Source organism: Bacillus sp. EA-CB0995, assembly GCF_055814245.1.
The window spans coordinates 2,513,695-2,526,362 of the sequence record NZ_CP169269.1; the positions used below are offsets into that span (position 1 = coordinate 2,513,695).

The window sequence follows — 12,668 nt, forward strand, 5'->3', positions numbered from 1 at the left end:
GTGGATGAGATATGTTTAGAGGTTTCATTATCGTTTTATTAACAATTGGAGTTGTAGGTACAGGATATTGGGGATATAAAGAGCATCAAGAAAAAATGCCGTTTTAATTCACGCTGAAAACAACTACCAGCGGGCTTTTCATGATTTAGCGTATCAAGTTGATTTATTACACGATAAAATTGGGACAACATTAGCAATGAATTCACGATCATCATTATCACCTGCATTAGCTGACGTGTGGCGTATCACATCTCAGGCGCATTCTGATATTGGCCAATTACCACTTACATTGCTCCCGTTTAATAAAACAGAAGAATTTCTAGCAAATATCGGAGATTTTAGTTATCGTACAGCTATACGCGATTTAGATAAAGAACCATTAAATGACCAAGAATATAATACACTCCAGCAGCTATACAATAATGCTGCAAATATTCAAGATGAACTGCGCAAAGTACAGCATCTGGCCTTAAAAAATAACTTACGTTGGATGGATGTTGAACTAGCCCTTGCTTCTAATAATAACCCAGCTGATAACACGATTATCGATGGATTTAAAACAGTGGAAAAAAACAGTCAATCTTACTCACAAAGCCATTTTGGACCAACGTTTACAAGTTTGGAAAAAGAAAAAAAGGCGAGACGCACATATCTGGTCCAAAAATTTCAGAAGACCAAGCAATAAATATTGCAAAATCTTTTCTTAGCTTAAAGGGAGATGAAAAGATTTCTGTTGAAAAAAGCAGCAAGGGAGCAAAACAAAAATTTTATAGCATTACTGTGAAAGATCCAAAGACAAATAGTGAAACGAATATGGACATTACTGAACAAGGTGGCTATCCAATTTGGGTCATGAGCAATCGGGAAATTAAAGAACAAAAAATGAGCTTAAATGAAGCAGGAGAAAAGGGACTTTCCTTTTTAAAACAAAATAAATTCAAAAATATGGAGTTATATGAAAGTTCACAATACGACTCTGTCGGCGTTTTCACATTCGTAACTAATCGGGACAACGTACGTATATATCCAGAGTCCATTCAAATGAAAATCGCACTCGATGACGGTTCGATTGTCGGCTTTTCGGCAAAAGACTATTTAGCTTCTCGTAAAGATATAAAAATTCCAAAACCAACACTATCGGCTTCGGATGCACGAAAGAAAATCAATCCGAATTTGAAAGTTATGGAAGAGCGTGAAGCAGTTATTGTAAATGACTTGCATAAAGAAGTACTATGTTATGAATTTTTAGGAACACTTGGCAAAGACACATATCAAATCTTTATTAATGCCAATAATGGCACGGAAGAAAAGGTGAAAAAACTACAAAGTGTAGAACAAGTTTATGATTAATGAATAGGAGTGACACCTTTGAGAAAAATCTTTTATTTTTGTATCTGTTTGCTTCTATTAGCGAGCTGTAATACAAAAAAGAACAATAATGCAGCAAGTCCAAGTCCAACTTCGAATGCTAAATTGATTTCAACAAAAAACGAAACAAATCAAGATGTTACATATAAATCAGATGAAAAAGTGGCGGATCACTTAGCAAAATTAGCATCGAGCGTACCGGGTGTAAACGATGCAACAGCAGTTGTACTTGGAAGATATGCAGTTGTCGGAATTGATGTTGACGCAAAACTAGATCGCTCTCGAGTAGAGACAATCAAATATTCAGTAGCAGAGAGTTTAAAACATGATCCACTCGGAGCAAATGCAGTTGTTGTAGCAGATATCGATACGTATCAGCGCTTAAAAGAAATGGGCAAACAAATAAAGGAAGGAAACGCAGGAAAAGGAATTCTCGATGAACTCGCAGCAATTGTCGGGCGTGTAATGCCGCAAGTACCAAATGATGTATTTGAAAAGAAACAGATCAATCCAACTAAAGAAAACGATCAACAATTACAAAAAGGCGAACAAAGTGAACTAAAACAAGAACAAGTTGATCAATCCAATCAAAATTTAAAACGATAAAAATAATCCCCGTGTTATATAGCACGGGGATTATTCCTTGGGAAAAAATCGAATATTTTATTTATTCATAAAAATATTATATGATTTTGTATAAAAGAAAACATACGTTTTTGTAAGTGGAGGAATATACGTCATGCAAATAAATGGATCTATTCAACTCGTTCCATATACGGAAAAATTTAAAGAATCTTTGCAAACATTTACTTTACCTGAAGAACAAGTGCAATTTACAGGCCATCCAATGGAATTGCTCAAAAAAGTAGAACAAGATCCAACTCGAAATCCTATTGTTATTTTAGCTGATAACAAGCCAGTCGGTATTTTTGCGTTGCAATCGGGAAGTCGTGTACAAGAATATACAAATAAAGAAAATTCTTTACTGCTTGTTTCATTTTCAATCGATTACACAGAACAAGGGAAAGGATATGCAAAACAAGCGTTATATCAGTTACCACATTATGTAGATTCATATTTTCCGAACATAGAAGAAATTGTGTTGGCAGTCAATGAAAGAAATATTCCCGCTCAAAAATTATATGTAAAAGTTGGATTTGAAGATAGAGGCCATCGTAGAATGGGACCAATTGGACCGCAATTTGTTTTATACTTATCATTGGAAAAGAAAACTTCAAAAGACACAAGATAAATTAACTATACTATAATAATGAGAGGATTATGCGTATGATGTGAGAGTGTATACCCTCCTTATTTATAAAGAAATTTTAATAACAAAGCAAAAACTATTGAAGTTGTTTACGGAGGATACTATGCAGATAAAACTAATACTTGCCGGTTACGGCACTGTTGGAAAAGAATTTGTAAAACTCATTCATGAAAAAGCACCCTTTATTCGAAAAGAATTCGGTTTAGAGTTAATCCTTGTTGGTATTATTGGACGTGATTTAAAATTATATCATCCAGAGGGACTTTGTATCGATACTTTGCTTACACTAGGCGGGGGATCAGTAGCTTTACACAAATACATAGAACAACATTCGGTTCATAATGAAAAAATGAATGGTCATGTTTTAGTTGAATCTACACCAACCAATCTCGAAAATGGCGAACCAGGAAAACAATATATGTTACAAGCTATTGAAAGCGGCATGGATATTGTTTCTATTTCCAAAGGAGCACTTGTCACGTCTTGGAAAGAAATAAACGAATCAGCTAGATTAGCAAATGTACGCATCCGCTATAGCGGAGCAACAGCCGCAGCACTTCCTACATTAGATATAGGTCAATTCAGCTTAGCGGGATGCAAGATTGAACGCATCGAAGGAGTTTTAAACGGGACAACAAATTATATTTTGACGAAAATGCATGAAGATAACACTTCGTACGAAGAAGCGTTGCAACAAGCACAGCAAAAAGGAATTGCTGAAACAAATCCTTCATTAGATGTAAGCGGCATGGATAGCGCTTGTAAATTATTGCTACTAGCGAATAGTTTACTGCATACAGAATATTCACTTGAAGATATTACTGTTAAAGGAATAGAAAATCTATCAAAACAGGATATACAAAAAGCAAAAGAACAAGGAAAACAAATGAAACTAATAGCGAGAGCATATACAGATGATGATGGAGAAGTGCGGCTTGAAGTACAACCATATGCAGTAGACCCGAACCACTCACTAGCAAGTGTTATAGGAACTGAAAAAGGAATTACCTTTTACACGGATACGATGGGGACAGTTTCTTCCATCGGCGGAGCTTCCAATCCACGAGGAGCTGCAGCAGCAGCTTTAAAAGATGTAATCAATCTATATCGAAAAGATATTATGTAACCTTACATACGATTATATACAAATCCCGCTTATTTGGAAGGAGTGGGATTTGTCATTTCCTAATATAAAAATAGTAATCTATTGTCAATTATTATTGAGTTTTTTGTTTACTTTTTGGCATGAGAAGGCTTAAGATGTTTTGTAAGCATGTTATTGTTTAGCTGATTGTACATATACAAAACAGAAAAATACCAGTATTATATAGAAGCTAGAAAGAAAGCTGAAAGGAATTGAGAATTGTGAAGAAACTTGATGTACTGTTAATGGTGCTCAGCGTCCTGTTCCCAGTTGCAGGTATAATGAAACAAATTCCTCTACAATTATCATTATTTATGGGAGGATTATTGTTTTTAACTAGTTTTGGAAGTTATCATGCAAAACGAATGCATTCACGAATATTTAGTTGGGTAGCTTATACAGCATTTATCACACTCTTGCTGACTATTTGGAATCAATTCGTAACAACCAGCTCCTTAGTAGCAAACGCAAAAATTGCTGCATGTATTGCTGTGATCCCGTTTTTATTCCGATTTCGTACATATGCCATTACACTAGGATTACTCGCATTATGGGGCGCAATGTTATGGGATATAAAACAAGTACATTCATTAGCCGTTCTAGGGCGGATGATGAATCTACTCACAACAGAACGATTGTATTTACTTATTCTAGTAGCAGGATTTTTAATTGGCGGATTACTTGCAAATGCACTATATCGTGATAACAGTCGTAACGGACAAGACAAAACAAGCGCATTTAAACAAAAAAAGAAGCGAATGAGACCTACATTTAAAATTCGTATTCCGAGTTTACCAAGAATTAAATTTAAAATGTTTAAGTTCGGTAAAAAATCTTCCAAACAAAGAGAAACTCGTCCGTATGAACGAAACTATGAAGAGAGAACACCAACTTACCATACAACACAAACAGAACAACATAACAATACTGGAACAATACATGGACAAACGAGAATGGAACGAAGAAAAAATCGTTATAATGCATAGAGACCATGTTTGTACAAATATAAAACCCGCAATTTCCCTTCATACAATCGATGGGGCATTGCGGGTTTTTACTATATAATAATTAATATATCAAATATATTACTCATAAAATCCCTTTATTTGAAGAGGTACTTGAATAAAGTAAAGTTTCCACTAATTACATACTTAGAGAAATGGTAATGAAAATACACTCATAAAGGAGAAACTATGCTCAAACACTTACAAAAAACAATCGAACATTTAACTGAAGAAGAAGCAAAAGAGGTGCTCTTTAATTTACTCACACAACTTCACTCACTAGAAACACATTTTAATAAAGAAACATTAACTTCACTTACAAATACACCAAAAGAACTAATTCAACAGTACATACAAAAGACTGATATTACGAAAAGTAAGCATGTTCATATCGCTTTTGGTGATTCAGCAGCAGGTTCTTTAAAACACGCTCTAAAAGAAGCTAACATTCAAGAAGAGTATGTTTTGTTATTTTCCGATGCTTTTTCTGTTGGTCCTCTTTTTCACTTAGATCAAGAGGCAGGGCAAGTGGCGCGTCAGCAATGGCTTCAGGAGAAATTACCGATAGAAGGCTACTTGTATGAAGAATATTTGCAAGAAATGAAAGTAACTTTAGAGAAATTATATGCGATTCCGTCTCATATTCCGATTACAATTTGGACAGGGAACAATGCATATGAACATGTAGGACTTATTTTTGTTTTATTTTTTCTAAAAGAGGCTACTCATGATATATATGTCGTGAATACAGCTGATGGTTTTGATCAGTTATTCCGCACACCAAATTTGGATTATACAGTACGCCATACCGCAGAACTTGCTCCTAACAGGTTAATGGCAATACGCGAAGCATATAAAGAGCAATCTCCTTTAATAAAAGAAGAGCGACAAGTACTTGAAAATGAATGGAAAGCATTACGCGAAGATTACGAAGTTTTACGTATTTGGGAGAATAATCGTGTTGTTTCTGTTTCAGAAGATTATATCGATCATTTCATCGTACAATGTGCAAAAAGTTTAGAAATTGATGGTTTTACAGATCAATTTTATAAAGCTTCTCGATTAGTCGGAGAAGTTTTAGGACATTTTGAGCAATGCGTAGGTGATGCTTTTATTGAATATCGCCTGAAATCATTAATACAAAAAGGGATTTTTCATATGACAGGGTCTTTACATTCCATGAGGTCTTATAGCGTACGATTAGCACAGCCAGAAAAATGAAAGCGAATAAAAGGATATATATGTGAAAATCTCCTTTTATTATTTTCATATAAAAAGTAATATACGATTGCAATTTTCTAAACTTTTATAAAATTAAATGCGTTATAATGATGATTAAATGCTACTACGTTTACCAAATATTTCATTATTGAAGGTTGTAAAGAGATCTTCAATAATGAAATGAATGATAGTTATCAAACAGCTGCTACACGATTTGAGGAGAAGAATAATGGTATATTTACGACAGTTATTTTATTTTGGTTATCAACAAGCTCTTTCCTGCATTTTTCCTGTACTGATTTTTTTGACGCTAGCTCTTTCGAAGTTTATCCATATTCCCGGTCTATACCGTTATGATTTTATCTTACTCGTCTGCCTTCTTATTCAATATGGAATGTATAAGACCGGGCTAGAAACAAAAGACGAACTCAAAGTGATTACCGTTTTCCACTTCATTGGGTTAGCATTAGAAATATATAAAGTACATCATGGTTCTTGGTCCTATCCAGAACAAGCATGGACAAAGGTAATGGGAGTGCCACTTTATAGTGGTTTTATGTATGCGAGTGTTGCTAGTTATATATGTCAAGCATGGCGCAGGCTACACTTGCAAGTAGAAGGATGGCCAAAAGCGATATGGACGATACCACTGGGAGCAATGATTTATTTCAACTTTTTCACACACCACTTTATGTATGATTTCCGCTGGATTCTAACGGCCTTATTATTTGTGGTCTTTTTTCACACTTATGTGCATTTCTCTGTGCAGGAAATTACATATAAAATGCCGCTTGTTCTTTCGTTTTTATTGATTGGTTTTTTCATTTGGATTGCAGAAAATATCGCAACTTTTTTTGGAGCGTGGCAATATCCAAATCAACATGGAACATGGAAACTCGTTCACATTGGGAAAATTAGTTCATGGTTTTTACTCGTTGTCATCAGCATTATGATTGTGGCACAACTAAAACAAATCAAAATCCAAAAAAGTAATAGTTCTTCTTACCATAACTATGATAGCTAAAAGTATGTATGAATACTAAACAAAAGAGGCGATCCGTCTTGAAGAAAAGAAGAGTAATAGCCTTTTTTACATGTATTGTAATAATTGCTTTTGGAATAGTGATTGCTGTATTTAATAAAATTAATAATGAAAACGATTTAGATTGTAGAGCTAATGCTGTTCAGATCAAAGCTGTTGCGGTAGATGATAAGAATAAACCTGTATCTAACGTGAAAGTTTATGAAAATTCAATCACTAATCAGGAACGAACTGTTACAAATTCACAAGGAGAGTTTCAATTTTACTCCAGTGTTTGTGGCAAAATTACTTTACTATTTGTTACTCCAGATGGAAATACATACACAAAAAAATATGATAGGGAAGATGTACCTAACATAGTAAAGTTAGAGTAGTAAATTATATAAATTAAAAAGCAAGGGGTGTGCATATGAACATCTCTTTTTTTATTTCCACATAAAAAGCAATATTCAGTCGCAATTTTCTCAACTTTTATAAAATTCAATGCGTTATAATGGTCATTAGGTGCTATGGTCACCAAATATTTCTAAAGATGGAGGTTGGAAGTATGTCTTCAAACAATGAAATGAATCGCAACACATTGCCTGAGATACAATTAACTTCATCAAAATTTAAGCATGAAGCATATGACATTTACAAAGAGTTACGTGCATCTCATCCTGTCTATTCGGTATATCCTCAAAATTGGCTTATTACAAGATATGAAGATGCAGTGAGTCTTTTGAAAGATGCACGATTACTGAAAAATGCTGAAAGTGTGTTTAGTAAAGAAGAATTTGAAGCCTCTTTTACACTAAAAAATGGAGAATTTTTGAGAAAACAGATGCTGAACTCTGATCCACCTGACCATAGTCGCTTAAGGTCCCTTGTTCAAAAAGCTTTTACTCCGCAGATGATTTTACAGCTGAAAGATAGTATTCAATCCATTGCTGATACTTTACTAGATAAAGTAGAACACCAGCACACTATAAACCTCGTAAACGATTATGCTTTCCCGCTGCCAATTATTGTGATTAGCGAGATGCTTGGTATCCCACAAGAAGATCGAGATAAATTTAGAGTATGGTCACATGCGGTTATCGATTCTCCAGAGACGCCAGAAGCTATTCTTGAAGTCGATAAAAAACTAGGTGAATTCCTTCACTATTTACAATATTTAATAGATAAAAAACGAGAAAATCCTTCAGATGATTTAGTAAGTGCATTAATACAAGTAGAAAGCGGAGGAACAAAATTAAGTGCTCCAGAATTAAGTTCGATGATTATGCTGCTTATCGTTGCTGGACACGAAACAACTGTTAATTTAATTACAAACATGATGTTAGCGTTGCTTGAGCATCCTGATCAGTTGCAGCTTCTGCGACAAAATCCTGATTTAATTGATTCAGCAATTGAAGAATCATTACGTTTTTACAGTCCTGTTGAATTAACGACTATGCGCTGGGCAACGGAACCATTTACATTACATGGTCAAAACATTCAGCCAAAAGATGCGATTATCATTTCATTAGCTTCTGCCAATCGCGATGAAAAGATATTTCCAAACGCTGATGTTTTTGATATTACAAGAAAAAATAACCGTCATCTTTCTTTTGGACATGGCATTCATTTCTGCCTTGGTGCGCCGCTCGCTCGTTTAGAAGCGAAAATTGCAATTTCTACCTTATTATATCGGATGCCTGGCCTTAAAATAAAAGGAAGAAGAGAGGATATAAAGTGGAGTGGTAATTATTTAATGCGATCATTAGAAGAATTACCATTATCTTTCTAACTGAATATAGATGAAATAGTATGACACTCCTCCACGCTGTTAATACTAAACAAATAAGGAGGTGTCATACTATGGCTCAAGATGTTCTTTGTGAAGTGAATAACTGCCAGTACTGGGGAAATGGAAATAAGTGCAATGCAGAATCTATTTATGTAGTAAGTCATACAGGTAAACAAGCATCTGAAAGTAAAGAAACAGATTGTAAAACATTTATACCAGAAGTTTAATTTTCTAGGGGTAACCACCATGTAGGTTACCCTTTTATTATTCATATTATCGATAATAAATATCATTTTCATTCATGTTTTTATACATTTTTTTTATTTAAAGAAAATTAAAGAGGTCAACTAAAAGGACTCGCTTCTCATATAAATTGTTCCATTCGATTTTGTAAAAATAGATGAATAAGAGAATTTATATCCCTAAATAAATCTCATTTTTACAAAACAGGCACGGATTATTTTTTGATAATCAAGTGAAATATCCTTTATAACGTCACTCAAATCATGGCGTTATATGTGTTTAGTATATATTGATAATTTTATTATAAGAAAAAAACATTTAATCCTTGACCTGAAATGCGTTTCATAAATTATAACTAAGATATTGTTGAATACGAACAAAAATATACTCATATATGAAAACGATATCACTCGTTATACAGAAACGAAAGCAGGGAATAGAATGAAACTTATCGCCATTGACTTAGACGGAACTCTTCTTACATCAAAGAAGATAATTAGTGAAGAAAATGCTACCGCAATTAAGGAATGTCAGGAAAAAGGGCATGTTGTGACTATTTGTACAGGGCGCTCTATAATAGATGTCCAAAAACTCTTGCAAGAAGCAAATATAAAATGTCCAATCATTGCCGAAAACGGTGCAATTTTGTATTCAAATAACAAAATGTTGCAACGATATCCAATCGTAACTGAACATGCGAAAGAAATTGTTGATTATCTAGAAGAAAGAAATATATTTTATCAATTGTATACAGATCAAGGTGTATACGTTCCAGAATATGGCGAAGAAAGCGTTCAATTTGAGATGGATTTTATAATAGAATCTGATTCACATGCTGATAAAGAAGAACTGAAACATATAGCAGCTTTATATTTACAGCATACTGAAATCAAAAAAATTGCAAGTTGCAAACCACTATTTTCAAAACAAATTCATATTCATAAAATACTACCATTCTCGTATCAGAAGGACAATTTAAAGTTATTAAAAGATCAATTCATCAATAATAAGGAATTATTAATTACTGCATCTTACTGGCACAATCTTGAAATCAATCATATCCATGCTCAAAAAGGAAATGGCTTATATACGCTAGCTAACCATCTTGGTATATTAAGAGAACATACTGTTGCAATTGGTGATGGTTTAAACGATATGTCTATGATGGAGAAAGCCAGCATATCTATCGCAATGGGCAATGCAGTAGAAGAAATCCAGGCAATTTGTCGTTACAAAACACTTTCAAATGATGACCACGGTGTTGCTTATGCCCTTCGACGCTATGTCTTAAATAATATAAATAGTTAATGACGAAAAAGAGAGCAAATTTTGTTGGAATTTGTTCTCTTTTTTTGTTTTTATCCACTTTCCTCCTCAATTCTATTAAAAAACAAAAAATTTCTAAATAACTCTTCTTTTTCTATGTACCTTGATGAATATAATTCGTATAATAAAAAAGCTAAATAAATTAAAAATTAGACATAATTAAAAAATTAATATAAATACATTTAAATTACATATATAGAGGTAGAGGTGGGAGTATATGTACCGGCTTAGGGAACTTATTAATATTGAGGAAATACAAACAATAGCAGAACAATTTTATCTTTTAACACATATTTCACATCAGCTTCTTGATTGTAATGGAGAGGCATTCTTTCATTACGGCATACAATCCATCGATTTAAATTTACATATAGAAATTCATGTCCCAATTATAATAAATGAACACACCATTGGAGATTTCATCATTTTTGCTCCTAAAAATAAAGTTGAGCCTTGCACAACATATTTCAAATCCCTTGCAGCGTTTATGACCGATATCGGAATGAATAAATTGCAGCAACTTGAGGAAAATCAGTCGATACCTGCTAAAAATATATATACCATTTTACAAAACATGCCTGTTATGGTGGATACATTGATGAAGAAGGAACTTTTGTTGTATGGAACAGAGAATGCGAACTAGTAACAGGTTATAGTGCAGCTGAAATTGTTAAAAATCCTCGCGCGTTAGAGTTACTCTATCCGGATGAAGTATATCGAAAACAAATGCAACATGAATTTTCCATACGGGGCAAAAATTTTCGAGACTGGGAAATGACACTTACTTGTAAAAATGGTGATAAGAAAACGATTATGTGGTCAAACATATCGGAGGAATTTCCTGTTCCTGGATATAGCTATTGGGCAGTTGGTGTTGATATTACACATCGAAAACAGATGGAAGAGGAGCTCATACAAAAATCCTCAGAATTAGAATTAATTTTTAAAGCACTTCCAGATTTATGTTTTTTAACAAATTTTGATGGAACAATCGTTGATTATAAAGCAGGCTGCCCCTCAAAGTTTTATGTACCTATCGAACAATTTATGGGGAAAAAATTTAAAGATGTTTTACCTTCAGATGTCGCCGAGCAGCTGAACGAAGCAATTGCAAAAATACAACAGAAACATTCTATGGAAATTGTAGAGTATTCCTTACCAATGCATGATAGTACTTATTTTTTGAGGCAAGATGTTTGCCACTTTTAACAGATAAAGTTATGGTTATGGTTCGTGATATTACAGAGAAGAAAAAGACAGCGGAATTATTAAATAAATCAGATACATTAGCCGCGGTTGGTCAACTTGCTGCAGGAGTTGCGCATGAAGTACGAAACCCTCTAACTGTCATTAAAGGATTTATACAATTATTACAAACTCGAGAAAGACATGATACAGAATTTTTTCGACTCATGATTTCTGAAATTGAGCGAATCGAATCTATCATCCATGAATTTTTATCGATCGCTAAACCTGAGATTACTTCTTTCGAAAGGAAGAACCTTTGTTTTATATTAAAAAATGTTGTGTCATTAATTAACACAAAGGCAATTATGACAAATATTCATATTGCATGCCAATCAAATCCTGACTTCTTGTATATTGATTGCTGCGAAAATCAATTAAAGCAAGTATTTATCAATATTTTACAAAACTCTATTGAAGCAATGCCATATGGAGGGGAAATCATAATTACTGCTAAAAAAATGAACGACAATGAGGTAGTTATTTGTATTTCAGATGAGGGAATAGGGATTCCGGAAGAAAGAATTATAAAACTCGGAGAACCTTTTTATAGTACGAAAGAAAAAGGGACAGGTCTTGGTCTAATGATTAGTTATAAAATTATTGAAAGTCATCAAGGAAGAATTCATATAGCAAGTAAAGTTGGAGTAGGGACATCGGTGGAAATTTATTTACCAATTTCTCAACCTGTTTAATATAAGATATATTTTTGTTGCTTCAATTTGCAGACATATTAAACGGATAACGCAACAAAGTGAAAATATTTCAATTCATTTATTTAAAATAAATCTGCAATATAAGAGTAAAAGAATCTTTTATTTGGTAAATTCTTTTACTCTTATTTTGTATGTAAATAGAACTTCGAGTGATTATGCTATCATTTTGTGGTATGGTGTTCCTTTTAGATGTCATGCCAATATATTGTTTTTTCGATTATTGCAATAAGAAATTATACAAGGTTTTAGAAATCCAAATATTAATTAATAGACAAGAAGCGGATATATAAAGAAGAAGTACTTATTATGTAAGTGTAC

Annotated in this window: 10 protein-coding genes and 2 pseudogenes; all 12 read left to right on the forward strand. The window is 33.4% G+C overall.

Annotation, left to right across the window (positions count from 1 at the left end; translation table 11 throughout):
• Positions 1–11: 11 nt before the first annotated feature.
• Positions 12–1,350, forward strand: a pseudogene (gene ypeB / locus ACEWFJ_RS13095) (germination protein YpeB).
• 18 nt (positions 1,351–1,368) lie between these two features.
• Positions 1,369–1,974 (forward strand): YhcN/YlaJ family sporulation lipoprotein, encoded by a 606-nt coding sequence (locus ACEWFJ_RS13100; protein ID WP_098310304.1) that lies wholly within the window; start codon positions 1,369–1,371, stop codon positions 1,972–1,974.
• Between the two features lie 133 nt (positions 1,975–2,107).
• Entirely contained in the window at positions 2,108–2,620 is a 513-nt protein-coding gene (locus ACEWFJ_RS13105) for a GNAT family N-acetyltransferase (protein WP_473688839.1), read from the forward strand.
• Positions 2,621–2,741: 121 nt separating this feature from the next.
• The gene (locus tag ACEWFJ_RS13110) at positions 2,742–3,764 is read left to right on the forward strand and encodes a homoserine dehydrogenase (RefSeq protein ID WP_473688840.1); all 1,023 of its coding nucleotides are present in this window, start codon (positions 2,742–2,744) and stop codon (positions 3,762–3,764) included.
• A gap of 239 nt (positions 3,765–4,003) precedes the next feature.
• Positions 4,004–4,768 (forward strand): DUF3959 family protein, encoded by a 765-nt coding sequence (locus tag ACEWFJ_RS13115; RefSeq protein WP_429710739.1) that lies wholly within the window; start codon positions 4,004–4,006, stop codon positions 4,766–4,768.
• Between the two features lie 207 nt (positions 4,769–4,975).
• Positions 4,976–6,007, forward strand: coding sequence for a DUF1835 domain-containing protein (locus ACEWFJ_RS13120; RefSeq protein ID WP_473688841.1), 1,032 nt, complete (start codon positions 4,976–4,978; stop codon positions 6,005–6,007).
• Positions 6,008–6,236: 229 nt separating this feature from the next.
• On the forward strand, positions 6,237–7,031 hold the full coding sequence (locus tag ACEWFJ_RS13125; RefSeq protein ID WP_473688842.1) for a DUF817 domain-containing protein: 795 nt from the start codon (positions 6,237–6,239) through the stop codon (positions 7,029–7,031).
• Between the two features lie 38 nt (positions 7,032–7,069).
• Positions 7,070–7,423 carry a hypothetical protein gene (locus tag ACEWFJ_RS13130; RefSeq protein WP_473688843.1) on the forward strand — a complete coding sequence of 118 codons (354 nt, stop codon included), beginning with the start codon at positions 7,070–7,072 and terminating at the stop codon, positions 7,421–7,423.
• Between the two features lie 173 nt (positions 7,424–7,596).
• Complete coding sequence (locus ACEWFJ_RS13135) at positions 7,597–8,820, forward strand: cytochrome P450 family protein (protein ID WP_473688844.1); 1,224 nt, start codon at positions 7,597–7,599, stop codon at positions 8,818–8,820.
• Positions 8,821–8,891: 71 nt separating this feature from the next.
• Positions 8,892–9,047: a DUF1540 domain-containing protein gene (locus tag ACEWFJ_RS13140; protein ID WP_473688845.1), complete on the forward strand. Its 156-nt coding sequence runs from the start codon at positions 8,892–8,894 to the stop codon at positions 9,045–9,047.
• Between the two features lie 457 nt (positions 9,048–9,504).
• The gene (locus tag ACEWFJ_RS13145) at positions 9,505–10,371 is read left to right on the forward strand and encodes a Cof-type HAD-IIB family hydrolase (RefSeq protein ID WP_473688846.1); all 867 of its coding nucleotides are present in this window, start codon (positions 9,505–9,507) and stop codon (positions 10,369–10,371) included.
• 235 nt (positions 10,372–10,606) lie between these two features.
• A pseudogene (locus tag ACEWFJ_RS13150) lies at positions 10,607–12,329 on the forward strand (ATP-binding protein).
• Positions 12,330–12,668: the final 339 nt, after the last annotated feature.